Source organism: Sphingobium scionense (assembly GCF_014197035.1).
GTDB lineage: Bacteria > Pseudomonadota > Alphaproteobacteria > Sphingomonadales > Sphingomonadaceae > Sphingobium > Sphingobium scionense.
In genome coordinates this window covers 1-24507 of the sequence record NZ_JACIEU010000043.1, presented here as the reverse complement: position 1 = coordinate 24507, position 24507 = coordinate 1, and the positions used below count along the sequence as shown (strand labels likewise).

Below are 24507 nucleotides of genomic sequence, written 5' to 3'. Positions count from 1 at the left end.
GATGGGCAATCCACGGTGTACGGTGGGGCAGGTTCGTCCGACGCCCGAACTTAGACGGAGGATAGGCCCAGCGACGGATACGGGTAGTGCGGTAATCAACCCGCGGATGAGAGCATGATCAATCGTCGTCGATCAGGCGCCCGCGGCACACCCGCCAAGGTCAATGCGACCGCTGGTCTCGAGGCCAGCGAAGGAGTAAACTCGGCCAGCGTCTCGGATGGCAGTCATGAGAGCGTACGTTTTCGACCATCCTCTCACCGGTCCCGGTTACGCATGTCATTTCTCCTATGACCGCCAGCATGTGAACACGGCGCGGCGAGTGAGACATTGACCCCGGTCAAATTCACCGCGCGGCGGGCGGATTTGCACCAAGGATAGCATCAATCCGACTTACCGTGACCGATGATCGCTGCGCGCCAGCATCCGGCTCCACGTCGGAAGCACGGTCGCAAACGTCGACGATACGCCTTGGTAAGCGGCGGATCTCGGTAGGCGCCCGCAAAACGCCTCGACGCATTCGCCGTCCACAACCACTTTGGCTCGCATCGCACTTCCAGCGTTTTGCGACGCTGGCGCATCGCAAGATGCTGGCGGGGCGACTCCGATGATGTCAAACGCGAACTTTGGGGGCTGGTTGTAGCGCCATGGGGCCATAGACGATGAGGAATAGCAAAAAGGCAGCGCCCCACAGCCCGCCGGCGAGCGCGATGGCGCCCATATAATCAAACGGCAGGAACGGCGCTGTCACGCGAAGCAAGGCGCCCAGATGCACAAGGATATAAATGGCGACCGTTGCCTGATCGGCCTCCAGCGGCCTGCCCGTATGCCCTCGCGTCGCACGCGTCATCACCGCCAGTGTCATCGCCGCCATCGCGCCGGCGCCAAGGGCGTGCATCGCGCTCGACGGTGGAAAAGCCGGATGCAGAATCGCCCAACCGAGCAGCAACAGGCCGACCGGCAACCATGCATAGGAAATATGGAGGATGAAAACGAGGGGCGAGCGCCGCGCCTTCAGCCCGGCCCAGCGCGCCAGGCGGACGAGCTGGAGCGCGCCCGCGAGCAGTAGCAGCCCTCCTGCCAAAGAGCTGGTGGGGGCAGCTGCCCACGCCGCGAGCGCCAGCGCCGTGGCCGCGATCACGGCCATGTCGAAGCGATTTGGCATGACTGGGAGCCCCTCGCCGCGCTTCTGCTGTAGCAGCCAATTGCGGGTAAAGGCCGGGATGATCCGCCCGCCAATGAGCGAGATCAGGATCAGCACCAAGGCAAAGCCCATCCGCATGCCCAGCGCGGGATCGGCGATCGCTCCCATTGCGGCCGCATGGTCCAGCGCGCAGGCGGTCGCAAACAAAAAGAGAACAACCAGGATCGGTTTATTCCGATTGCCCGATGCGAAAATCTCACGCGCGGCATAAACGAGGAGAAGCAGCAGGAAGCCAACATCGAGCGCCGCGCCGGCGAGTGGCGGCACCGCCGCTGAAAAGAGGATCGCCAGCCGCGCCGCCAGCCACAGACCAACCAGCGCGGCGACCCGCCATCCGGTCACCGTCGGCCGTCCGGTCCAATTGGGGATGGCCGCGCTCAGGAAACCGGCGATGATCGCGCTGAGATAACCGAACAGCATTTCGTGCTGATGCCAGGCGAGCGGATCCATCGCGGTAGGGAGCGTCCAGCGCCCACCGAGCGCACCGATCCACAAGGTCACGACAACGACCGCCCACAGCGCGCCAGCCGCGAACAACAGGCGATAGGCTCCCTGGAGCCAGAGCGGCGATATGTCGACGCCGCCCGCCTGCCTCGCGGCCAGGGTCATGCGCGCGCGCCCTTGCGCCACAAGCCGAGGATGACGACCTGCCATGCGATGGCGATGGCGCCGATGATGAACACGACATCGCCAAAGGTGCGGATCCAGCGCAATGTTTCAAGGAAACGCTGCTGCAGGAATGCGTCGCTGCGAGCATACCACATGCCGGTGGTTACGCTCGCCTCGAACTGGTACAGGCCAACGGGCAGCAGGCTGGTGAAGATCATCAACACCAGCCCCGCGTTCAAGCCCCAGAAGCCGACCCGCATCAGCCGTTCATTAAATGCAATCTCGGGCCGGATATAGCGTAGCACCAGCAGGGTGAAGCCCAGGGCAAGGAAGCCATAGACGCCGAACAGCGCGGCATGGGCGTGGACCGCGGTGGTGTTCAGCCCCTGGAGGTAGAAGAGCGCGAGCGGCGTGTTGATCATGAAGCCGAAAACCCCGGCGCCGAGCATGTTCCAGAAGGCGACCGCGATGAAGCACATCAAGGGCCAGCGCAGCGGACGCATCCACGGCGCCCGATCGCGCAGGCTCCAATGTTCCCAGGCCTCATAGCCCAGGACGATCAGCGGCACGACCTCGAGTGCGCTGAATGCCGCGCCAACCGCGAGGATCGGCGTGGTCGTGCCTGAGAAATAAAGATGGTGAAATGTGCCCGGGACACCACCAACCATGAACAGCGAGGCCGAGGCGAGGCTGGCCGCCGTCGCAATTCGCTTCGACACCAGCCCCATCGATGCAAAGATGAAGGCGATGGCCGCGGTTGCGAACACTTCGAATATGCCCTCGACCCACAGGTGGACGACCCACCAGCGCCAATATTCCATGATCGTGATATGGGTGCGTTCGCCATAGAAAAGGCCCGAGCCGTAAAAGAGGCCGATGGCGATCGTAGAGAGGGTGAGCAGCGCGAGCAGATTCCTGTCTCCCTGCCCGCGGCGGAGCGCCGGCAGCATGGCGCGCAGCATCAACGTCAGCCAGAACAGGAGCCCGCCGAACAGCGCGATTTGCCACAGCCGACCCAGGTCGAGATATTCATAGCCCTGATGACCAAGCCAGAAGCTGAGCTTGTCCGGCAGGGCGTGCGATAGCGCGAGATAATTGCCGATGAACGAGCCGGCGACGACCAGGATCAACGCCCAGAATAATATGTCGACGCCCAATTTTTGATATTTGGGATCGCTGCCATGGATGACGGGCGCGAGGAACAGTCCCGCCGCCAGAAAAGCCGTGGCAATCCACATCACCGCGCTTTGCACATGCCAGGTTCGGGTCAGCGCATAAGGGAACCACTGCGAGACATCGAAGCCATAAAAGCTTTGGCCCTCGATCGTATAATGCGCCGTGAAGCCGCCGATGAACACCTGGAAGATGAACAGCGCCAGCACCACGAACAGATATTTGCCAAGGGCGCGCTGCGACGGGGTGAGAGCCGCGAGCGTCAAGGGGTCCTTTTCGGCGACGACCAGAGGCGTGTCGTCGTGGCGACGCAGAAAAGCCCAGCCCCAGATCAGCGCCCCGACCCCGGCGACGAGGATCACGACGCAGGCAAGCGACCAGAGAATATTCTCAGGCGTCGGGTGATTGCCGATCAGCGGTTCGGGCGGCCAGTTGTTGGTATAGGTGGCAACCGTCCCCGGCCGCTCGGTTGAGGCGGCCCAGGCCGTCCAGAAAAAGAAATCGGTGAGCACCGCCCGCTTCGCAGGGTCCGGCAGCGTGCTCTCCTTCATCGCATAATTGTCGCGCATCGGTCGCAGCGCGGGATCGTCCCCATAGAGCCGGGCATAATGGTCGGCCGTCTGCGCCATCGCTTGGGCGCGGCGATCGGACACCGTCACCACGCCGGTCGCGGCGTCATGGCTGTTGCGGCGATATTCCTCTTTCAAGCGATGAGTCAGCGCCGCCTTCTGTTCGATAGCGAGCGTGTCGAACGCCGCGCCATAGGTTTCGCGGGCGGCGATGGTGAGCCACGCCGTCAGTTCGCGGTGCAGCCAGTCCGCCGACCAATCGGGTGCCTGATAGGCGCCATGCCCCCAGATCGAACCGAGCTGCATGCCGCCGGTGCTCTGCCACGCCGCCTGTCCCGCCAATATGTCGTCGCGGGTCATCAGTAGCTCGCCCGAAGCGCTTACGACCTCAGCCGGAATCGGCGGCGCCTTGCGATAAATCTCTACCCCCGACACGCCCAATACGCCGAAGGTCACCACAAGGACGGCGATCAGCGTCCACCAAAGCTTCCGATATTCGCCCATTACAGCCCCCTGTTTTTCGCCGCGTCGTTCCGGGATTCACTACCGTGCGACTCGCGCGGGCGTCGCATGCCTGTCTCCGGATTCGTCGAACAAGATCGTCAATAGTAGCGAACTGTCAACGACCGCTTCGACCGCATGCGCCGCGCCCGGATCGAGGTACAGCCAGTCACCGGCCCAAAGCTCCGGCGGCGAGGCGCCTTCGAAACGCACATGACCCGCGATACAATAGAGCGTGATCGAGCCGGCGACGTGGTGCGACGGGATCGATTGGCCGGCGCGCACGACGAGGTGAATCGCCTCGAACGCCGACGTGCGCGCCAGTGCTACAGTCCTGGTCGCGGCGTCATCAATCGATCCCAGGCACGAGATTTCACCCGATCGGCAATGTCGCACCGCCATGCTCATTCGTCCCTTGTTCGGCGGCAGCGTCGATCCGCGTCCCCCTTCACCCCGCACGGCGGGGCCGAATCGCCGCGCGGCACCGCAAGAAACCCACCAAGGATACTGGCTACGCCGCGGAGTCTGCGCGGTGCACTCCGCCGCAGGTCAAGCGGTCCCGCTCCGATTACTTCACCGCATTCCGAACAGAACATAACCCGTTCTCCATCCGCGCCTCGTCGTCGGGTGGCGCATCCGATCACCTGGAAATAGCCAGAAACGACGTTGAAGGATTTGCGCTGGAACAAACTTCTGCCTAAGTCTGGGCCATGGCGACCAACCTTCACCCCGACGCGGACGCAATGGCCCGCATCGCACTCATGAGGTCCCTACCTTCCGAAGTGCTGCGCGAAACCGCGGCGGCGGCGCGCATGCGGCATATTCCAAAGGACACGCGAATTTTCGACCAGGGCGAGCCTTCAGGCCGCGCCCACGCCCTGCTGTCGGGTTGCGTCCGCATCACGCAAACAGGAGGCGACGGGGAAGAAATACTGGTCCGCCTCATCGGGCCGGGCGAGATTTTCGGTTGCGTTCCCTCATTGACCGACGGGCTTTATCCAGCAGATGCGGGTGCGATGCTCGATTCCGTTGAGATCAGTTGGGATCCTGCGGATCTTCTTGCACTGATGCGACGGCATTCGGGCATCGCGATCAACATGGTAGCCATCCTCGGCAAACGTATAGGGGAAACGCAGGAACGATTACGCGAATTGGCGACGCAGAATGCTGATCGCCGTATCGCGCGGACGCTGCTGCGACTGCTCGATCAAGCTGGCTATCCGACCGAAGACGGCACTGTGATCGAATTCCCGCTTCGGCGCAAAGACATCGCCGACATCGCAGGTACCACGCTTCACACCGCCAGCCGTATCCTTGCAGACTGGGAGCGTCGAGGCCTACTGATCACTCGGAAGCAGCAGCTGACTATCTCATCCCACGACATTAACGAGAGGAGGCGCCAGCGCGCCAACTGCATAGCCTTGGCCGGCGTGCCGCGGGCACCCGACTGTGATGGGCAATCCACGGTGTACGGTGGGGCAGGTTCGTCCGACGCCCGAACTTAGACGGAGGATAGGCCCAGCGACGGATACGGGTAGTGCGGTAATCAACCCGCGGATGAGAGCATGATCAATCGTCGTCGATCAGGCGCCCGCGGCACACCCGCCAAGGTCAATGCGACCGCTGGTCTCGAGGCCAGCGAAGGAGTAAACTCGGCCAGCGTCTCGGATGGCAGTCATGAGAGCGTACGTTTTCGACCATCCTCTCACCGGCCCCCTATAACGAAAGCTTCAATGGGTCGCTTCGCGACGAACTGCTCAACGGCGAGATCTTCTACAGCCTCGCTGAGGCCAAGGTGCTGATCGAGGCATGGCGGCGGCATTACAACACCGTTCGCCCTCACAGCAGCCTGGGCTACCGACCGCCGGCACCGGAAACGGCGACACCGCCATATCCGGCCTCCGGTTCCGCTTCGCTCCACCTCCGTCCGGATATGGCGGCGATGGGCTTAATCCACTAACAAACCAATCGGGCCACTCGGTGGGGGCAGATCAGCCGCACGTTCGAGAAACTCCTTCATGGCTCACCTATTCTGTTCGGCGCATGCGCGCTCTCATAGCTCTAAAGCAGGAATAGCACAGTTGACCTTTAGATTTTATTCCACTGTGCCTGGCACCTAATTGATGACTGGAAAATTGATACGAGGCCGCATTTTTCCCAGTCACATCATGAGGTTGATCCTGCAGCGTCACTCAGCGACCTGCATTTTGTCGTGATCGGTCAGCTGAGTTCGTCGATCTGCGTGGCCCTCAAAAGGCGGAAAAGCAGACCTCGACGCTGGCCGAGCGGCCCGGCGCAACCTTACCAGCCGCCCCCCAGCGCACGATAGAGCTGAACGGTTGCCGTTCCTTGTGCGATGCGGGTCTGTTCCATCTTGTCCTCGTCCGAGAGCGCATCCAATCGGGCCTGCAACACATCGCCCAACTGCGTGCGTCCGGCATCGTACAATATCGCCAGCTGGTCGGCGCGTCGGCGGGCCATGTCGGATGTACGGATAAGCCCGGCCAGGCGTTCGTCCAGCCCCGCCCGAAAACCATAAGCGGATTCAACTTCCTCGAGCGCCGACAGCATGGCCTGGTCATAATTGGCGAGAGCAGCCTCAAGTTCGGCATCGCCCGCCTTGACACTGGCCTGCAACCTTCCGGCATTGAAAAGCGGCATCGATGCGGAAAGGCCGACCAGACCTCCGGTTCCGCCATAGCCCGGCAGGCCGCCCAGTTCGATATGCCCGTTCTGCCCCAGAAAATGGATGGCGAAGCGCGGAAGCAGATCGGCCTTCAGGCTCTTGAGGCGCGCCGCACGCGCGTTCACCAGCCATGATCGCGCCGCGACATCAGGCCGGCGATCAAGAATGTCGGAAGGAAGTTGCCCGGTGGGCGCATCTGGCGTCTCAAAAGTGGCGGAGGCGACCATATCCGGCGCCTGTTCGGGGACGTCGCCCGCCAGCACGGCCAGTCGCCGCTTGCGCGCATCGACGAGGGATGTGAGGGCCGGGCGGGAGGCGCGCAGCGCCTCCAGTCCATTGCGGGCGCGGGTGACATCGGCCGCTGTCGCGGCGCCCGTCCGCTGCCGGGCGGCCGCATAATCGACAAGGCGACTGGCCGTAGCCTCGCTGCGATCGAGGACATCGAGGCGCCGCCTCAGCCCCTGCAGCTGCTGATAATTTTCGACGACATCGGCGGCGACCATGAGCCTGACGCCATCGGCCGTTCGTGCGGTGCTTTCGGAAAGCGCGCGCGCCATTTCGGCGTCGGCATGGCGTCCACCGAACAGGTCAGCCTCCCAGGTGGCTCCAAGACCCACCAGATATCCACTGCCGCTGTTTCCGGACAGCGACGGCAGCATGGCCTGCCACTTGTCATCGATCCCGACATCGCTCTGACTGGCCCACGCTGTGCCATTTGCGGCAACGGTAGGATAAAGCGCCGATTCCGCGACAGTGACTAGCGCACGCGCGGCGGCGACATGGGCCTTTGCAGCGCGGATGTCGGCGTTTGCTTCGAGCGATTTCTCGACCAGCACATCAAGAGCGGGATCGCCCCACGCCGTCCACCAGCGGTCTGTCCCGGTTATTGCCGCGTCGTTCGCCGCCGCCGCATCCAGGCGATTGGGCGGAGTGATGCGTGGCGCGTGCGCGGGCGTGTTCGGGACGCTGGCGCAAGCGGTGAGCAGCAGCGCGAGCGATGGAGGAAGCAATTGGCTATGCATTCTGATTTTCCTGGGTGATGTCATCCATGACCTTTAGCCCTGCCTTGAGAGCATCGAACGGAAGCGGCTGACGGCCATCGCCACGAAGAACACGCCCGAGCCGCAGATGATCGCGAGTTCCGGCAGGATCGTTCGCACGCCCGCGCCGCGATAGAGGATCGCCTGGGAGAGGCTGACGAACTGGGTGGTCGGCAGACATAGCGCAATCGTCCGGATCGCCGAGGGCATGCTCTCGAGCGGCGTTGCCGCTCCCGAGAGCAGATAAGCGATGGCGTAGACGGGCACTGCGAAGAGCCCGAACTGCGGCATGGATGGCGCGAGCGTTGCCATCCACATGCCGAGCGAGGTGACCGAGAAGAGGTAGAGAAACATCGCGGCAGTGAAGAGCAGGAGAGATCCGGTCAGCGGCACGCCCAGAACGCCATGAACGACGAACCAGAGGGACGCGATCGAGGCCAGCAGGATGACGAGGCCGTTGGCAAGGATCTTGGCGAAGGCGATCTCGCTGGCGCGCACGGGCATCACCAGCAGATGCTCGATCGTGCCATGCTCACGCTCACGGATCACCGCCGCGCCGACGAGGATGATCGAGAGCACCGTCACGTTGGTGACGATCTGCATGACCGAGGTATACCAGGCCGACTGGGCGTTGGGATTGAAATGCATCCGGCTTTCGACCTGGACCGGCAGCGCCTCCAGGAGGCCCCGGGCATGGAGGAAGTCGAGCGTTTCCTGCGCGAATATCTGCTGGAAATAGGCAGCGCCCAGACCTGCCTGCGTCATGGCGGTCGCGTCGACGAGAATCTGGACGGAAGGCGACCGGCCCGCGAGCGTATCGGCTTCGAAGCGGGGCGGGATTTCGATGACGAAGATATATTTGCCGCTGTCCATCGCAGGGCCGATCGCGGATCGCTCGATGTCCTCGGGTGGTTTGAAATAGGGCTGCTGGATGGCATCGCGCAGCCGCCGCGACAGTTCGGAATGATCCTCGTCCATGATCGCGACCGAAGCGTTCATGACCTCTGCGCGTACCCCGTTCGCAACGAGCTGGATCGCCACGGTGAAAGCGAAGAGGATAAGCGCCATCAGCGTCACATCCTTCATGACACTGCGCAGTTCCTTGCCGCTCAGAAGCGCAACGTTGAGAATCCAGCGCGTCATTTCTCCTGCTTTCCCAGCATCAGGCGTGCGCCGCCCACGAAGAGGAATGCGAGCGCCATCAGGGCCAGATAGTCCTGGCCGAAACTGGCCATGCCCAGACCCTTGGTGAATGTGCCGAGACTGACGATCTGGAACCAGGAGGAGGGGAAGGTCAGCCCGATGATATGGCTCGGGCCTGTCAGGGTGGAAACGGGGTAAAGGAGCCCGGAGAAGTTCACCGACGGAATAAGACAGATGAGGGATGTCGCGAAGATGGCGGCGACCTGCGAGCGCACAAAGGCCGAGATCATCAGCCCCAGCCCGGTGACAGACAGAATGAAGAGGAACCCGCCGATCAGAAGGGCCGGCAAGGACCCCTTGAGCGGTACTCCCAAAATGAAGACAGTCACCAGGATCAGCGTCACGAAACTGATCATCGCAAGAAGGGCATAGGGCATCTGCTTGCCGACCAGGAATGCGCCCAGGCTCGCCGGCGAAGCGTAGAGATTGGTGATCGAGCCGATTTCCTTTTCGCGCACGACCCCAAGGGCCGTCAGCATCGCGGGAATGAGGATCATGCAGAGCATCAGGACGCCCGGCGCCATGGCGTAGATGCTGCGAAACTCCTGATTGTAGATGAAGCGCGGTTCGATTGTGGACGAGAGATCAGGCACAGCGAAGGGCTGCGCGGACCGCAACTGGTCCATTGCGTAGCGAAGGAGAACAGCCTCGGCATAAGCGCGGGCGTTCGACGCGGGGAAAGGACTCGCGCCGTCGATCCGCACGTCGACCGCGGGCCGCCGCCCCGCAGCCAGGTCGCGTCCGAAGCCGGGGGGTATGTCGAGCACCATCTTGGCCGATGCCTCACGTAACGCCTGATCGGCGGCGGCGTCGCTTTGAAGTTCGGGCTCAACCCGGAAATAGCGTGACCCTTCAAAATAGCGTTGCAGGTCACGGCTGGCGGCACTGCGGTCATGATCGAGAACAGCAAGGCGGATATTCTGGACGTCGAAGGAAATGCTGGAGGCTGCAATGCACAGCAGGATGATCGGGCCGATCAGCGCGAAGGCGAGCCGGATGCGATCGCGCATGAGTTCGGTCGCTTCGCGCCGGGCAAAGGCCCAGGCGAAGCCCGGCCAGCTGCCGGCAGCGGTTGGTAATCGCGGCCGGCCGGGAGCCGTCGATCGCGCACCGGCGGCAGGAGTGGACGAAGCGACCGAAGCATCGACCGGCAGATGGGCGGAAGCAGTCGGCGCTTCGTCATTATCCTTCTCGAGGACAGCGATAAAAGCATCCTCGAGCCGCTGCGCATCATATCGCTGTGTGAGTTCCGTCGGCGCGCCGACCGCCAGAACCCGCCCGCGATGCATCAGCGATATGCGGTCGCACCGTTCCGCCTCGTTCATGAAGTGGGTGGAGACGAAGATCGTTACCCCTTCATCGCGCGAGAGGCGGATCAGATGGCGCCAGAACATGTCGCGCGCCGCCGGATCGACGCCGGACGTGGGCTCGTCCAGGATCAGGATCTCGGGTCGATGGAGGCAGGCGGCGGCGAGTTGCAGGCGTTGCCGTATGCCGAGCGGCAGAGCGGCGGGAACGGCATCGGCATGGGCCTCGAGCTCGAACTGGGCAAGCGCGGCCGAAACCAGTTCGCCTGCCTGCTGGCGTGGCACGCGATAGAGCCGCGCATGAAGGACCAGGTTCTGGCGAACCGAAAGCTCTTCATAGAGCGAGAAGGCCTGCGACATATAGCCCACGCGCATGCGCGTCTCCATGTCTCCGGGGGCGATCGGCCGCCCGAAAAGGCTGGCCGTTCCGTCCGTCGCATCGAGCAGGCCGGTCAGCATCTTCATGGTCGTGGTCTTGCCGCAGCCGTTCGAGCCCAGAAAACCGAATATCTCGCCGCGTCCGATGCGAAAGCTCACATGATCGACCGCTACGAAATCACCAAAGCGCCGCGTCAGATCATGCGCCTCGATTGCCGGCGCTTCGCCCTTGTCCTGCCAGGCCGGCACGACCAGCGCGTCGCCCGATGGCCGCTTGTCTTGCGGAAGCAGGCGAACATAGGCGGCTTCGAGCGTATCCGCGCCCGCGTCACGCATGATCTCGCGCGTATCCCCTTGCGCGATCACCTTGCCATCGTCCATCGCCACGAGGTGGCCAAAGCGCTCTGCCTCTTCCATGTAAGCCGTGGAGACCAGCACGGTCATGTCCGGCCGCTCCGCGCACATCGCATCCACCAGTTCCCAGAACTGCCGTCGTGAAAGAGGGTCTACCCCCGTGGTGGGTTCGTCGAGGATGAGCAGATTCGGATCGTGCACCAGCGAGCAACACAGGCCCAGCTTCTGCTTCATGCCGCCCGAAAGTTTGCCGGCGGGCCGGTCCGGAAAGGGTGCAAGCCCCGTCGCGTCCAGCAAGCGCCGCATATGCGCTTCCCGCTCGACTGCAGACAGTCCGAAGAGGCGACCAAAGAAGTCGATATTCTCGCGGACGGAAAGCGTCGGGTAGAGATTGCGACCAAGCCCCTGGGGCATATAGGCGACGCGGGAAAGGAACTCGTCCCGCTTGCGACGCTCGGTGAGATCGAAGCCGAGAACCGAAAGACGTCCCGTTTGCAGCTTTTTCACGCCGGATATGAGGCCGAGCAGCGTCGACTTGCCTACGCCATCGGGCCCGACCAGCGCGGTGGTCTTCCCCTTGGGCAGGGAGAGCGAAACCTCGTTCAGGGCGACGATACCGCCATATCGATGCGAAAGGCTTTCGATCCGTATCGCCTCTTCGGGGAGGATCTGAGCGGGCGGGATCATTTGTCGATCTTGGTGAGGTCGGGCCAGGGCTGGCGCGTATCGGTGCGCACAAACCCGTCCGCCGTCATGCCGGCTTTCAGCCTTCCGTCCAGGCGACGGGCGAGATCAGGCGCGATCTGCAGCTTCACTCGGTAGGACAGGTTCTCGCGTTCGCTGGCCGTCTCGACGAATTTTGGCGTGAACTGCGCATCGGGCGCCACGAAGCTGACGCGCGCGGGAATGGCGTCGCCAAAACCCTGCGGAAGAATGCGTGCCTCGTCGCCGATCCTGATCTTGCCGGCGACCGAAGCGGGCAGGAAGATGGTGAGCCAGGCATCCTCGGCATTGACCAGCGACACGATCTTGCCGCCCGGTGGCAACATGGTTCCAGGCTCGACGATCCGATATTCGACGCGCCCGGGCGTCGGTGCGATGATCCGCAGGTCGGCAAGGCCGGCTCTGGTTTGCGCGATCAGGGCGTCGGCCTGGGCAATGGCCGAGCGTGCCTCGCCGACACCGCCGCCCGCCGCCTGGGCGCCACCTTGCGCAGCACCCAAGGCCAGGCGACGCTGCTCCAGCTCGACGTTCGAGACCATGTCACGCTCCCGCAGCTTGCCGGTCTCGACCCAGTCGATGCGGGCGAGCTGAGCCTGACTGTCCCGCGCGGCGAGCTCCCCTTGCGCGCGCATGAGGGCGGACACTGCCTGTTCGCGCTTGGCAAGCGCTCCGGCGAGTTGGGTTTTGAGGTCTACATCATCCTGCCGGGCGATGACCTGACCCGCCCCGACGAGATCACCTTCATGGACGTCAAGCGACATCAGGCGGCCAGGATATTTGGCGGCAATATCGGTGCGCGTCATCTCGAGACGGCCGTTGCCGCGCACGATGGTATCGGGGAGCTTGTCGGTGCGTCCAAACATCCACCACAGCCCGAAAGCCAGGGCGATGAGGACGACGGCCAGAATGGGAATGACGATAGGGCCCCGCAGCTTCACGCTATACCTCCTTGAGCGTTCATCGCACGAGCGCCACGCCGATCCGTAGGCGCGTCACGTGCTTGTTATAGTCGAGCAGATTTTCGCCATAGCCGGTGAAGCCCTGGCCGAAGAGATAGAAGTCCGGGCCTCCGCCCAGGATACGCCGGAACGGGTAGGAGAGCTCGGCGGTCAGAGCTCCCTTGCCGCTACCCAGGTTGAGACGGGTAGAAGCCGAGACGCGCAGCCCATCATCCTCGCCGGCCTCAATGAAAAGCCCGCTATTGCCGCGATATCGGCGAATGTCAGGATTGTCCGAAAGGTTTCCGAGATAGAGCCACAGCCGCGGCGCGATCGTCAGCCTTCGGTCCTCGCCGAGCGAGAAGCCGGCCATCGGGGCCAGATAGAGCATGTTGAGGCTGCGCGAGGCCGCGCCATCGCGTCCATTGGACTCATGGCGAAGGCCGATCTGGCCGCTGATCGTGGCCTTATCTGACACGGGCAGGGCAGGCGAGAGATAGAAGAGCTCGGGTTGATAATCGATATTGCGGAAGGGCGAGGATTTCGCCGCCACGTCCCAGAACATGCGCTGGGTATAGGCGAAATAGAGGCCGTCGATCAGCGAGGGAGAGCGGTCCATCCGCGCTCGACTTCCGAACAGCTGATATTTGAAACTGATCTGGATGCGTGCGTCGGTGTTGGTGCCGGGGCCATAGACCGCATAGATCGGTTCGTAGACCGAGAGATTGGGGATGAAAGCATTGCCCCGGGTTCGGTCTGTCGGCGATGGTGTGACGGAGTCTGGCGATATCTGCGGAGAGGTCGGAGGCGTGAGCGAGGGCGCGGCAGTCAGGGCGACCGGGGCAGAGCGGTCGGCCTCAGGATCGACGCCGATCGTCAGGAGGATTTGCTGCGTTGACCAGGAGGGAATGGACAAGGCCGCGCCGTCCATGACGTCCTGAAAGTCGATCCGGTAGCGCGCCGCCGCAAAGCCATTGGCCGGGATCGTCAGAACCGCAGCCTGTTTTTCGCCTCGTTGCAGCCAGACCTTTCGATACGTGCCGTTGCTGACCAGATCGGCCGCAACCTCGTCGGGAAGGCGAACCTCCTGCGCGGCCGCCCCGGCATTGAGAACGCGCACATCGACAAGGATATGTCCGCTCTGATCGCGGTTGCCTGCGCGCTGGACGACATACTCCAGAGCAGCTTGCGCGTGCGCCTGCGACGCCAGTACGGCGCTGGCTGCGAGGGCAAGAGGGGCAGCCCGAACGATCACGCGAAAAGATGCTGCCCGTTATCGACCGGAATGATCGTGCCGGTGATCCGCTTCGCGGCATCGCTGACGAGGAAGGCGGCCAGCGCGCCGACGTCGCTTACGTCAACCAATTTTCCTGCGGGAACCTGCGCGGCAGCCCGATCGAGCAACTCGTCGAACCGGTCGATTCCGCTTGCGGCGCGGGTGGCAATCGGCCCTGGTGAAATAGCGTGTGCCCGAATGGCTTTGGCGCCCAGTTCCGCGGCGACATAGCGCGTTGCGCTTTCCAGGGCCGCCTTGACGGGACCCATCAGGTTATAGTGTTCGACCACCCGCTCCGAACCATAGAAGGTCACGCAAAGCAGGCATCCGCCCGTTGCCATCAGCGGTTCGGCGAGCTTCGCCATGCGAAGGAAACTGTGGCAGGACACGTCCATCGCCGTCGAGAAGCCTTGCGCACTGCTGTCGACCACCCGACCGTGGAGATCCTCCTTCGGCGCGAAGGCGATCGAGTGCAGCAGGAAATCGAGGCCACCCCAGCGTTCTTGCACCTGGCCGAAAAGCGCCTCGAGTTCGCCGGGGATGCGTACATCGCACGGCGCAGTCCATTCGACGCCGAGCTGGTCGACGACAGGCTGGACCCAGTCCTTTGCCTTTTCGTTGAGATAGGTGGCGGCAAGCCGGGCGCCGCACCGGGCAAATGCCTCCGCGCATCCTGCCGCGATGCTATGTTCGTTTGCGATCCCGATGACGAGGCCGCGCTTGCCGGTCAGATCTACAAGCGGTGTCATTGGGCGGTCTCCTGCAGCAGGCTGAGCGTGTGAATTGCGATCATGCGTTCCTCGTCGGTGGGGATGACGAGGGCCTTGATCCGGCTCTCGGGGGCGCTGATCAGCGTCTCACCTGCAGCATTGGCGCGATCATCGATCTCAAGGCCCAGCCATTGGAGCCGGCGACCAATAAGACTGCGCATGCCCGCGTCATTTTCGCCGATGCCAGCAGTAAAGATGATCCCGTCCACACCCTCCAGCGAAGCGGCAAGGGCGCCGGTGTCACGGGCTACCCGCCAGGCGAAGAGATCAATCGCTTCTTTCGCTTCGGGTGCGTCGCTCGCGGCAAGCGTGCGCATGTCGCTGGAAATGCCCGACACGCCCAGAAGGCCCGATTGCCTGTAAAGCATATCCTCTATCGTCTTGGCGCCCATGCCCATCTGCGTCATGAGATGCAGCACGACACCGGGGTCGAGACTGCCCGAGCGGGAGCCCATCATCAAACCGTCGAGCGCGGTGAACCCCATGGTCGTGTCGACGCTTTGCCCCGCCGCCATGGCGCAAAGGCTCGCGCCATTGCCCAGATGTGCGGCGATGACCTTGCCCGAGGCCAGCGCCGGGTCGATCGCGGCGAGGCGCCGGGCGATATATTCATAGGAAAGGCCGTGAAAACCGTAGCGACGGATGCCCTGGTCGTGAAGCGCACGGGGGATTGCGAAACGAGAGGCGAGGGCTGGCTTGTCATGATGGAAAGCGGTGTCGAAGCAGGCGACCTGAGGCAGGTCGGGATCAAGCTTGGTGATCGCCCGGACGGCAGCCAGGTTATGGGGCTGATGCAGGGGCGCCAGCGGACAAAGTGCTTCCAGCTTGTCGATCAATTCAGAATCGATGCGCCGCGGGACGGAAAATTCTGTGCCGCCATGGACGATGCGGTGTCCGATGGCGGCGATCTCATAGCCTTCAAGTGGATGCTGCATCGCCCAGGAAAAAAGATCGGCCAGCAAGTCGGCGTGGGTAAGGCCTGCGCCATCCGGCCAGGTGCGATCGAGCAGGATCGTACCGTCCGTCCTTCGGGCCTTCAGCGCTGGCGCTATCCCGATTTTCTCGATCTTTCCGCCGGCCGCGAGTTGGAGGCTGCCTCCCGGCTCCATGGCGAAGAGAGAGAATTTGATGCTCGACGAGCCGGAATTGAGGCTGACGACCGCCTTCATGCACTTTTGCCCCCGGGCAATCCAGGGGCTGCCGGCGTCACGGCGCGCGCCATCAGCACCGCCACTGCGCAGGACGCGAGACGCGTGCGCAGGCTGTCGGCACGGCTCGTCAGGATGATCGGCACGCGCGCGCCAAGCACGATACCGGCCGCGTCGGCGCCGCCCAGGAATGTGAGCTGCTTGGCCAGCATGTTCCCGGCTTCGAGGTTGGGCACGACCAGAATTTCCGCATGGCCCGCAACTTCGGAAACGATACCCTTTTCCCTGGCCGCGGCCTCGCTGACCGCATTGTCGAAGGCGAGGGGTCCATCGAGAATGCCGCCGCTGATCTGCCCGCGATCCGCCATCTTGCAGAGCGCCGCCGCATCCAGCGTCGAAGGCATTGCCGGGTTGACGGTTTCGACCGCAGCGAGGATCGCGACTTTGGGCGCCTCCATGCCGATCACATGCGCGAGATCGATGGCGTTGCGGATGATGTCGGCCTTTTCCTCGAGGGAGGGGGCGATGTTGATAGCGGCATCGGTAATGATGAGCGGTGTCGGCCGGCCAGGCACGTCCATGACATAGGCATGGCTGATCCGTCGTTCGGTGCGAAGGCCTGTAGCGGAAGAGACTACCGCGCCCATCAGTTCATCCGTGTGCAGTGATCCCTTCATGACGAGCTGCGCTTCGCCCGTGCGCACCAGTTCCACCGCCTTGGCCGCTGCGGCATGACTGTGCGCCACCGGCACGATCCGGAAACCGTCGATCGCGCGCGAGGCCGCAGTGGCTGCGGCCTTGATCTTCGCATCGGGCCCGATGAGGATCGGGGCGATCAATCCGGCTTGCGCCGCATCGAGCGCCGCAGTGATGGCGGCTTCGCTGCAAGGATGCACGATCGCCGTCGGGACCGGATCGCTACCACCGGCAAGCTCCATCAGCCGGCGATATTTGTCATGATCGTTGAGGCGAACGTCCGGCAGCTCCGCGCGCGGGCGCAGCACCTTTTCGCCGGGCGCGATCACCTGGGCCTGGCCAGTGATGACATCCTCGCCATGCTGGTTGGCGCAGCGGCAGTCGAGGATCAGGATTTTCTTCTCCGCACGCTTCTCGACGACGGTGACCGAGGCGGTGATCGTGTCGCCCGGTGCGACGGGGCGGCGGAAGCGCAACGACTGGTCCAGATAGATGGTGCCAGGACCGGGTAGTTGCGTTCCGAGGACGGCGGAGATGAGGCCGCCGCCCCACATGCCGTGGGCAATGACGTGGCGGAACATGTCGGTCGCGGCATATTGCGCGTCGAGGTGAGCCGGATTGACGTCGCCAGACACCAGGGCGAAAAGCTGAATGTCTTCCGGCTCGAGCGTTCGTGTGACCGATGCGGTGTCGCCAACTTCGATTTCATCGAAGGTGCGGTTTTCGATCATCGCTGGACCGGCCATCGCTCAACGCTCCTTCACATAGTGGCCAGGTGCCGGATAGAGCGCGGGATATCCCTTGTCGGGCGATCCCATCGGGGGAGGCGGGACGGGCTCGCTCGAATGGTCGACCAGCCATTCGCCCCAGGCGGTCCACCAGCTTCCCTCATGCGGCTCGGCGCGCGTAAGCCATTCCTCCGCGTCGAGCACGGGGCCGTCTTCCACACGATCGAGCACGCTGTAGCGACGCCCCCTGTGGCCCGGCTCCGATACAATGCCGGCATTGTGACCGCCGCTTGTCAGCACGAAGCGGATGGAGGCCGGGGAGAGCATGTGGATCTTGTGGACCGACTTCCACGGCGCGACATGGTCGCGTTCGGTTCCTACGATGAACATCGGTTTGCGCAGCGCCGACAGGGAAATAGCCCGGCCGTCGACCTTGTATTTGCCTTCGGCCAGATCATCATCGAGAAACAGACGGCGCAGATACTGGCTGTGCATGGCATAAGGCATGCGCGTGCCGTCGGCGTTCCACGCCATGAGATCGTTCATGGGCGCACGCTCGCCCATCAGATATTCGGTGAGGATCCGCGACCAGACGAGATCGTTCGAACGCAGAATCTCGAACGCACCGCCCATCTGGCTGCTGTCGAGATAGCCCCGGCTCCACATCATGTTCTCGAGCAGATTGAGCTGGGACTCATCGATGAAAAGGCCAAGTTCTCCGGGTTCGCTGAACTCGGTCTGGGCCGCGAGCAGGGTGACGCTCGCCAGCCTGTCGTCGCCATCGCGCGCCATTGCGGCTGCGGCGATGGACAGCAATGTGCCCCCGAGACAATAACCCAGCGCGTGGATATGCGCGTCGCCGCAGATCGCGTGGATGGCATCGATCGCTGCCATCGCGCCCAGCCGTCGATAGGCGTCCATGTCGAGGTTGCGGTCGGCGCTGCCCGGATTGTGCCAGGAGATGGCGAAGACCGTGTAACCCTGGCCCACCAGCCAGCGGACCAGCGAATTGTCCGGCGAAAGATCGAGAATATAATATTTCATGATCCAGGCGGGCACGATCAGCACCGGCTCCGGATGGACCATCCCGCTCGTCGGTTCATACTGGATCAGTTCGATCAGTTCGTTGCGATAGACGACCTTTCCTGGCGTCGCGGCAACAGTCTCGCCAACCGGGAACGCCTCAACTCCCGCCGGTGATTCCCCTCGTGCAAGGCGGCTCATGTCCTCGAAAAGATGCTCGATGCCGTCGATGAGGCAGCGCCCGCCTGTTTCGACGATCCGCTTCTGGAGCACGGGATTCGCCGCGATAATGTTCGTCGGCGCGACGATGTCGAGGATTTGGCGGGCCGCGAACGCAACCATGTCTTCATGATGACGGTCCACGCCCTTTATGCCCGTCGTGGCGGCGTGCCACCATTGCTGGGTCAGCAGAAATGCCTGCACGAGAAGATCATAGGGCTGTTCCCGCCAGGCAGGGTCGTCGAAGCGGCGGTCCTGGGGCAGCGGCTCGATTGCGGGAAGGGTGTCGGGATCGCCGGCGCGCCGGGCTGCATAATCAGCCAGTCGCATATATTTGCGACCCAGCTTGGTAGCCAGTTGCAACTGCCTGCCCGGAGAGATGGCGAGATGGAGCGCCCAGTCCGACCATGCCTGAACAAGCGTTGCGGGAGACAGGCCATGCGTTGCCTGAGCCACCATCGCAGCCGCTGCGTGATCGAGCGTCTCGGCGAGGCCGTCGAGGGGGTCGGTTTGGTGTTCATCGATCGACATGCTCAATCTCCTGCGGCGGCAGAGCGGCAATGCCTGCGAGCAGGCGAGTCCCTCTGCTGTGTTTCTTTGCGCAGGCGCTCGGCAGCCTGCAGAAAGGTTAAGTACCTCCCCTTTGAGGTTCACCGCGGCGGAGCGCATGGCTCGCCGTGGAGCAAAGTCTCGACGATGGTCTCTGCGATGAGAATTCGGGCGGCGTCCTCAGGGATCTCGGGAGCAAGCGATCGCAGGACAGTAGGAAAGCTGGCGGGTTGATTGGCAGCGGCGCTCAGCAACGCGAAAAAGAGCGCAGGGTGACTGGCCCTGATTATGCCCTGAGCGATTCCGGCCTCGTAAAGCGTCCGACAACTTTCATAGGCAGGATGGATCAGTTGTTCCGTAACCAATGTCGACCGCTCAGACCTATCCGCTGCGTGCCGAACGACAAAATCCCTCACATAGGGATGGTCCGAATAAAAATAGATTATGCGCGTAATCGCGTCGCAAAGTCGGTCATGAACCGAACGGCTATCGTCTGAGGCAATCTTGGAAATTTCCGCGATTATTCCGGTCGTGCTCTGTGTTATCGCTTCCAGGCAGGCTTTCCAGAGTTGAGCTTTGCTTCCGAAATGCACGCGGATGAGGTTTTGACTGACGCCAGCGGCCGATGCGATTCCTCTCAGATCTGCGCGCTCGAACCCGTCATGCGAAAATGCGCAGATGGCAGCCGCCAGCAATTCCTGTCTGCCACCAACCATATCCTTCTGCCTGCGGCCTCGGGGCGACGGGAGAGGATGAATGGCGACTTCTGTCGGCATGTAGACTCCATGATATGTTCAATTGAACATATATTATGGGTTGCACTTGCACAATGCCTGTTCGGCCGAAAAATCGAACGATCAGCAGAGGATGGGCGAAGCGCCTCTGAAAATACGGCAGTCCCGCTGGTGAGTGATCGCGACGCCTGGCGTCGATCAGACACCTTTACCACGCAGTGCTCGCTCCCATCACAACCGGGCCGCCGGGGCGACGAGTTCATAACCGAACTGCAGCGCCTCGCGGCTCCGCATTGAGCGCGATCTCAAGAATATGGAACAGAGTGGAGAGGCTGCGGAAGCTGAAGCCCGCACGCCCCGAGCTTCGCCTCGCTCGAAGAGGTAACGCAGCGGCCGAGGTCATCGGGCTATCCGTTCATCCTCGCGGCGACCGGGCGAACCCAAGCCCAGCGAAACTAGCCGACTCTCGTCCGTCTCGGGAGGCGCCACGGTCGCTGCTTCCCGCTGAGGGTGTCGCACGGAAACCGAGTATCCATACTTGAACGATCGTTCCCGAATCGCTATACATGACCTATGGCAAGACCTCGGGAATTCGACACGGATGCTGCCCTGGACGGTGCGATCACCGTGTTCAGCGAGCATGGATATGAGGGCAGTTCGGCGCAGATGCTCGTGGACGCCATGGGCATTGGGCGGCAGAGCCTCTACGCGGCCTTCGGCGACAAGTGGCAGCTCTATTGCGCGGCGGTGCGGCGCTACGGCATGGGCGAATGCGCGGCGCATTTCGAGGCGCTTCGCAGCGGCGCGCGCGCCATTGACGGGATCGGGGCCATGCTGCGGCGCGTCGTGGAGACAGCAGCCACGCCCTGTCTCGGCGTCGGCTCGACCTGCGAGTTCGGCGCATCGCGGCCGGACCTTGTCGATATCCATGCAGCACTGGGCAGGACATTGCACATGGCCATCGCCTCGCGCATGCGCGACGCGCAGCGTGAGGGCGATGTTGCAGCCAGCCTCGATCCCGAGGCTCTCGCGCAATTCCTGATCGCCAATATCGCCGGGATCCGCGTCGCCGGGCGTGGCGGCGCCGACCGATCAACCCTGGCTGCCCTGCAGGAGATGGTCATGCGCGCGCTGCGCTGACCCCTTTTTTGACCAATTACTGAACGATCATTCAAGATAGGAGAAAGACATGCGAGCAGTGGTGATGACCGCGACCGGTGGCCGCGAGGTGCTGGAGCAGATCGAGCGACCGGAGCCTGTCGCCGGGCCGGGCGAGGCGCTGGTCGAGATCGCGGTTGCCGGGGTCAACTTCATGGATATCGGCGTGCGTCAGGGGATTGCCTGGACTGACATGCCCAATCCCTAGATCCTGGGCGTCGAAGGCGTCGGTCGAGTTCTGGCAGTCGGCGAAGGCGTCGAGGCTGTTCAGCCCGGCCAGCGTGTCGCCTGGGTCTATGCGCCCGGCAGTTATGCTGAGCGGGTCGCGATCCCGGCAACGACGCTGGTGCCGGTTCCCGATGCGGTCGACGATCGAACGGCGGCCTCGATCATGATGCAGGGGCTGACCGCCAGCCATTTCGCGACCGACTTCTATCCGGTCCTGCCCGGTGATATCGCCTTCGTTCACGCTGCGGCAGGAGGTCTTGGCCTGCTCCTGACCCAGATCATCAAGTTGCGCGGCGGCCAGGTGATCGGTCGGGTCTCATCTGAAGAAAAGGTCGCCACCGCCCGGGAGGCGGGCGCCGACCACGTCATTGTCGATACGGAAGGGCGATTTGCCGAAGAGGCCCTGCGCCTGACCGATGGAGAGGGCGTCCATGTCGTCTATGATGGATCGGGACCGACAACGTTTCAGGGTTCACTCGACGTCCTGCGCCGGTCGGGCACCTTCTGCTGGTATGGCCCGGTGCTGGGTGGGCCAGGGCCACTCGATATCATGAGCCTGCCCAGGAGCATCAAGATCGGCTACGCCGTCTTCTTCGACCATATCCATACCCCGGAACTGCTTCGCAAGCATGCCGCGCAGCTCTTCCAGTGGGTCGCGGACGGCAGGCTCAAGGTCCGGATCGGCGGCGAATATGCCCTTGCGGATGCGGCGAAGGCCCACGCGGATATGGAGAGCCGCAGGACCACCGGAAAGTTGGTGCTGATCCCGTGAGCGCTCGGGTCGCCATGGTGTTCGGGGGATCGCGTGGCATTGGCGCCGCCATCGCAAACCGGCTCGCCGGTGATGGTTTCGATCTGGCGCTGACCTATGTCTCGCAACCTGATCGCGCCGCTGAGGTTGTCCAAGCGATCAACGGCCTGGGACGCAGCGCCATCGCGATTCAGGCTGATAGCGCCGATGCCGATGCTATCACCGCATCAGTGGCGCATGCGGTCGATCGGTTGGGCATGCTCGACGTCGTGGTTGTCAATGCCGGCGTCCTTCGCCGCGCGACAATCGAGGCGTTCACGCTCGAGGATCTCGACCTGATGCTCGACGTCAACGTGCGCGGCGTCTTCCTCGCCATCCAGGCTTCGACCGCGCGGATGCGCGATGGCGGGCGCGTGATCACGATCGGCAGCAACACCGCTATTCGAACTGGCTCGCAGGGCAGCAGCGTCTACGCCATGACCAAGGCCGCCGTCGCGACCATGGTCAAGGGCGTCGCTCTCGACCTCGCGCCCCGGCGTATCACGGTCAACAACATCCAGCCGGGACCGATCGAAACCGATCTGACGGCTGCGATGGTTCCGCGCCCGCGCGACCTCATTCCACTTGGGCGGGTCGGCAAAGCGGAGGAGGTCGCGTCGCTCGTTTCCTATCTGATTAGCCCGGCGGCTGGTTACATGACGGGTGCCAGTCTGACGATCGATGGCGGGTATGTGCTCTAGCGATCGCCACGAAATACTGCAGTTCGGTCGATGACGACGAGAATTGCCGGGCGCCCTTCTCATGATTGACGTTCTGCGCATTCTCTCAATTCTATTGGACGTCGACTGGGTAAGGCATCGCCCTTAAAGGGGCGCGGAAGGGATCACATTGATGTTTACGGACGAAGAGCGGATCAAAGGGTCGGCGAAGCTGCCCGCCCATAGCCGGCACTCCCATGCGCCGCTCAAACTTCTCGCGGAGATGGCTGCCGAACATGGCCGTGAACTCGTCGCTTTGTTCTACGATACGCTGCTTCGTGACCAGGAGGCTGCCCAGTTCCTGAACCACGCTGTGGTGCAGGAGAGGCTCAGCTCTTCCCTCATTGAGTGGCTCACGCAGTTGTTTTCCGGACAGGACATTCGCGACTCCCCCGAAAAGCAGGCCCGCCAGAAGATCATTGGCGAAGTCCACGCTCGCATCAAGATTCCGGTCCATCTCGTAATGACAGGCGCGCTGGTGATCAAGACACGGCTCGCTGAATTGCTGCAGGGTCAGGCAGTCGATCCGTTGGTAGGCATTCGCGCGCTTCAACTTGCTGATGCGCGAATGGACACGGCCGTCATGCTCATCAGCCAGTCCTATGTAAAGGACACCACGGCAAGAGCGAGACTAGATGAAGCCTATCGGCTCTTCTCTCTGGATCAGGACGCTGCAGTCGACAAAGAGACGCAGCGCGCCAGCCTGATGGAGTGGAGCCAGAACACACTGTTCGCGCTTCTGCAAGCTGGCCCTGGTGGCGGGTTGCTCCGCTTGGGCGATTCCGCCTTCGGACTTTGGCTTCGGCATCGGGCACAGTTCATGTTTGAGCAATCGGCGCAGTTCAGCACTGTGGTCCGACTTGTCGAGCGCATCGATGAGATGCTCCTGCCAGAGCTGGATGCTCCCCGTAAGCGTCAGGATGGCTCATCCGCCTTGGCGGATTTGCGCGCCGCAGTTGACGAAATTTCCTTCCTGGTCGCTGATCTCTTCCAGACATTAAGCACCATGGAAGGAGGACGCGATCCGCTGACCCGTGCCCTTAACCGCCGTTTCCTGCCTGCCATACTTGGCCGCGAGGTCACATTCGCGAAGGAGAACGGGACAGCGCTCAGCGTCATGCTGGTCGATATCGACCACTTCAAGGCGATCAATGATCGGCACGGCCATCAGGTCGGTGATGAAGTCCTCCGGCAGGTGGCACAAGTGATCGTCGGGAATGTCCGGGCGACGGACTTCGTTTTCCGGTACGGGGGCGAGGAGTTCCTGATCGTCCTAGTCGAGACAGGCATCGAGGCTGCGGCCAACATAGCGGAGCGCATTCGGGCAGATATGGAGGGCCATATTTTCGAAACGGGAAGCTCGGGCGGCCTCAGTGTCACCGCGTCGATCGGCATTGCCCTGCATTCCGGCCATCCCGATCAGAAATTCCTGATCAAGGCCGCGGATGAGGCACTCTATCGGGCCAAGGCCGCAGGTCGCAACACGGTGGAACTCGCCCCGATTTATGGAGAAGGCGGGAAGGGGATTTGGCCGCTTGCCACATGACGTTCTTTACACCCAGATGTTTACGGGCATCAGGCTCCAAGTTTCCTGGATTTATCGGTGGCGGTATCGCTCGAGACCGCCACTTGCGTGGCTTGCATAACCAATCTCCCATGCTGCCCGAACATGGGAGGCACGGTAGGGATTGGCTGTCCGCCGTCAGCACCAATGGCACAGATTTGAGGTTGTGATTTAAGGAGGATCTGGGCTTCGTCGTAGTGACGAAGGAACGAAGATGAAGCCC

At 62.7% G+C, this 24507-nt stretch carries 20 protein-coding genes and 1 pseudogene; 7 read left to right on the top strand and 14 right to left on the bottom strand.

What is annotated here, in order from left to right; genetic code table 11:
* Positions 1-610 precede the first annotated feature (610 nt).
* Genes GGQ90_RS26705 through GGQ90_RS26695 form a run of 3 tightly spaced genes read right to left on the bottom strand, consistent with a single transcriptional unit; the run spans position 611 to position 4455 of the window.
* A complete protein-coding gene (locus GGQ90_RS26705) occupies positions 611-1810 on the bottom strand; it encodes an NnrS family protein (RefSeq protein WP_159365915.1) in 1200 nt (399 codons plus the stop codon).
* Positions 1807-4056 carry a nitric-oxide reductase large subunit gene (locus GGQ90_RS26700; protein ID WP_159365916.1) on the bottom strand — a complete coding sequence of 750 codons (2250 nt, stop codon included), beginning with the start codon at positions 4054-4056 and terminating at the stop codon, positions 1807-1809. Before GGQ90_RS26700 ends, GGQ90_RS26705 begins: the two co-directional genes overlap by 4 nt.
* A gap of 39 nt (positions 4057-4095) precedes the next feature.
* A complete protein-coding gene (locus GGQ90_RS26695) occupies positions 4096-4455 on the bottom strand; it encodes a cupin domain-containing protein (RefSeq protein ID WP_188084414.1) in 360 nt (119 codons plus the stop codon).
* Between the two features lie 308 nt (positions 4456-4763).
* Between GGQ90_RS26695 and GGQ90_RS26690 the strand changes: the two genes are divergently transcribed.
* Together GGQ90_RS26690 and GGQ90_RS26685 are read left to right on the top strand one after the other, a co-directional pair.
* Positions 4764-5558, top strand: coding sequence for a Crp/Fnr family transcriptional regulator (locus tag GGQ90_RS26690; protein ID WP_188084412.1), 795 nt, complete (start codon positions 4764-4766; stop codon positions 5556-5558).
* 212 nt (positions 5559-5770) lie between these two features.
* A pseudogene (locus GGQ90_RS26685) lies at positions 5771-6013 on the top strand (integrase core domain-containing protein); the annotation flags it as partial.
* 341 nt (positions 6014-6354) lie between these two features.
* On the opposite strand, the gene GGQ90_RS26680 reads toward GGQ90_RS26685, so the two are convergent.
* The 10 genes from GGQ90_RS26680 to GGQ90_RS26635 all read right to left on the bottom strand — a co-directional run bounded on the left by GGQ90_RS26680 (position 6355) and on the right by GGQ90_RS26635 (position 19867).
* Positions 6355-7761, bottom strand: a complete 1407-nt coding sequence (locus GGQ90_RS26680) for an efflux transporter outer membrane subunit (RefSeq protein WP_188084411.1) — start codon at positions 7759-7761, stop codon at positions 6355-6357.
* A 33-nt stretch (positions 7762-7794) separates the two neighbouring features.
* Positions 7795-8922, bottom strand: a complete 1128-nt coding sequence (locus GGQ90_RS26675; RefSeq protein ID WP_188084410.1) for an ABC transporter permease — start codon at positions 8920-8922, stop codon at positions 7795-7797.
* Positions 8919-11708, bottom strand: coding sequence for a ribosome-associated ATPase/putative transporter RbbA (rbbA, locus tag GGQ90_RS26670; RefSeq protein ID WP_188084409.1), 2790 nt, complete (start codon positions 11706-11708; stop codon positions 8919-8921). The genes GGQ90_RS26675 and rbbA overlap by 4 nt, the downstream gene beginning before the upstream one ends.
* On the bottom strand, positions 11705-12682 hold the full coding sequence (locus GGQ90_RS26665) for an HlyD family secretion protein (RefSeq protein WP_188084408.1): 978 nt from the start codon (positions 12680-12682) through the stop codon (positions 11705-11707). Before GGQ90_RS26665 ends, rbbA begins: the two co-directional genes overlap by 4 nt.
* A 19-nt stretch (positions 12683-12701) precedes the next feature.
* On the bottom strand, positions 12702-13937 hold the full coding sequence (locus GGQ90_RS26660) for a phospholipase A (protein ID WP_188084407.1): 1236 nt from the start codon (positions 13935-13937) through the stop codon (positions 12702-12704).
* Entirely contained in the window at positions 13934-14707 is a 774-nt protein-coding gene (gene fabI, locus GGQ90_RS26655) for an enoyl-ACP reductase FabI (RefSeq protein WP_004207059.1), read from the bottom strand. Before fabI ends, GGQ90_RS26660 begins: the two co-directional genes overlap by 4 nt.
* The gene (locus tag GGQ90_RS26650) at positions 14704-15897 is read right to left on the bottom strand and encodes an acetate/propionate family kinase (RefSeq protein WP_103095553.1); all 1194 of its coding nucleotides are present in this window, start codon (positions 15895-15897) and stop codon (positions 14704-14706) included. Before GGQ90_RS26650 ends, fabI begins: the two co-directional genes overlap by 4 nt.
* The gene (locus tag GGQ90_RS26645; RefSeq protein ID WP_004207061.1) at positions 15894-17318 is read right to left on the bottom strand and encodes a bifunctional enoyl-CoA hydratase/phosphate acetyltransferase; all 1425 of its coding nucleotides are present in this window, start codon (positions 17316-17318) and stop codon (positions 15894-15896) included. The genes GGQ90_RS26650 and GGQ90_RS26645 overlap by 4 nt, the downstream gene beginning before the upstream one ends.
* Before the next feature lie 3 nt (positions 17319-17321).
* Positions 17322-19073, bottom strand: coding sequence for a PHA/PHB synthase family protein (locus GGQ90_RS26640; protein WP_004207062.1), 1752 nt, complete (start codon positions 19071-19073; stop codon positions 17322-17324).
* 119 nt (positions 19074-19192) lie between these two features.
* Positions 19193-19867 carry a TetR/AcrR family transcriptional regulator gene (locus GGQ90_RS26635; protein WP_017503672.1) on the bottom strand — a complete coding sequence of 225 codons (675 nt, stop codon included), beginning with the start codon at positions 19865-19867 and terminating at the stop codon, positions 19193-19195.
* A 531-nt stretch (positions 19868-20398) separates the two neighbouring features.
* Here GGQ90_RS26635 and GGQ90_RS26630 point away from each other — a divergent pair.
* The 5 genes from GGQ90_RS26630 to GGQ90_RS26615 all read left to right on the top strand — a co-directional run bounded on the left by GGQ90_RS26630 (position 20399) and on the right by GGQ90_RS26615 (position 24266).
* The gene (locus tag GGQ90_RS26630) at positions 20399-20965 is read left to right on the top strand and encodes a TetR/AcrR family transcriptional regulator (RefSeq protein WP_004207065.1); all 567 of its coding nucleotides are present in this window, start codon (positions 20399-20401) and stop codon (positions 20963-20965) included.
* A 49-nt stretch (positions 20966-21014) separates the two neighbouring features.
* A complete protein-coding gene (locus tag GGQ90_RS30050) occupies positions 21015-21191 on the top strand; it encodes a hypothetical protein (protein WP_237235365.1) in 177 nt (58 codons plus the stop codon).
* Positions 21192-21983 (top strand): quinone oxidoreductase family protein, encoded by a 792-nt coding sequence (locus GGQ90_RS29935; RefSeq protein ID WP_425506129.1) that lies wholly within the window; start codon positions 21192-21194, stop codon positions 21981-21983.
* Positions 21980-22702, top strand: a complete 723-nt coding sequence (locus GGQ90_RS26620) for an SDR family oxidoreductase (RefSeq protein WP_343054165.1) — start codon at positions 21980-21982, stop codon at positions 22700-22702. The genes GGQ90_RS29935 and GGQ90_RS26620 overlap by 4 nt, the downstream gene beginning before the upstream one ends.
* Before the next feature lie 151 nt (positions 22703-22853).
* Complete coding sequence (locus GGQ90_RS26615; RefSeq protein WP_036526763.1) at positions 22854-24266, top strand: diguanylate cyclase; 1413 nt, start codon at positions 22854-22856, stop codon at positions 24264-24266.
* Between the two features lie 29 nt (positions 24267-24295).
* Here GGQ90_RS26615 and GGQ90_RS29165 read toward each other — a convergent pair.
* Positions 24296-24507 (bottom strand): hypothetical protein (locus GGQ90_RS29165; protein WP_223178477.1); only part of this gene is annotated, 212 nt, incomplete at its 5' end.

What these genes read in the sequence shown, in the direction of transcription:
- GGQ90_RS26695 (WP_188084414.1), bottom strand. Translation starts at nt 4,455, where the DNA reads ATGGCGGTGCGACATTGCCGATCGGGTGAAATCTCGTGCCTGGGATCG.
- GGQ90_RS26705 (WP_159365915.1), bottom strand. Translation starts at nt 1,810, where the DNA reads ATGACCCTGGCCGCGAGGCAGGCGGGCGGCGTCGACATATCGCCGCTC.
- GGQ90_RS26645 (WP_004207061.1), bottom strand. Translation starts at nt 17,318, where the DNA reads ATGGCCGGTCCAGCGATGATCGAAAACCGCACCTTCGATGAAATCGAA.
- GGQ90_RS30050 (WP_237235365.1), top strand. Translation starts at nt 21,015, where the DNA reads ATGCGAGCAGTGGTGATGACCGCGACCGGTGGCCGCGAGGTGCTGGAG.
- GGQ90_RS26650 (WP_103095553.1), bottom strand. Translation starts at nt 15,897, where the DNA reads ATGAAGGCGGTCGTCAGCCTCAATTCCGGCTCGTCGAGCATCAAATTC.
- GGQ90_RS26700 (WP_159365916.1), bottom strand. Translation starts at nt 4,056, where the DNA reads ATGGGCGAATATCGGAAGCTTTGGTGGACGCTGATCGCCGTCCTTGTG.
- GGQ90_RS26640 (WP_004207062.1), bottom strand. Translation starts at nt 19,073, where the DNA reads ATGTCGATCGATGAACACCAAACCGACCCCCTCGACGGCCTCGCCGAG.
- fabI (WP_004207059.1), bottom strand. Translation starts at nt 14,707, where the DNA reads ATGACACCGCTTGTAGATCTGACCGGCAAGCGCGGCCTCGTCATCGGG.
- GGQ90_RS26690 (WP_188084412.1), top strand. Translation starts at nt 4,764, where the DNA reads ATGGCGACCAACCTTCACCCCGACGCGGACGCAATGGCCCGCATCGCA.
- GGQ90_RS26615 (WP_036526763.1), top strand. Translation starts at nt 22,854, where the DNA reads ATGTTTACGGACGAAGAGCGGATCAAAGGGTCGGCGAAGCTGCCCGCC.
- rbbA (WP_188084409.1), bottom strand. Translation starts at nt 11,708, where the DNA reads ATGATCCCGCCCGCTCAGATCCTCCCCGAAGAGGCGATACGGATCGAA.
- GGQ90_RS26680 (WP_188084411.1), bottom strand. Translation starts at nt 7,761, where the DNA reads ATGCATAGCCAATTGCTTCCTCCATCGCTCGCGCTGCTGCTCACCGCT.
- GGQ90_RS26630 (WP_004207065.1), top strand. Translation starts at nt 20,399, where the DNA reads ATGGCAAGACCTCGGGAATTCGACACGGATGCTGCCCTGGACGGTGCG.
- GGQ90_RS26635 (WP_017503672.1), bottom strand. Translation starts at nt 19,867, where the DNA reads ATGCCGACAGAAGTCGCCATTCATCCTCTCCCGTCGCCCCGAGGCCGC.
- GGQ90_RS26675 (WP_188084410.1), bottom strand. Translation starts at nt 8,922, where the DNA reads ATGACGCGCTGGATTCTCAACGTTGCGCTTCTGAGCGGCAAGGAACTG.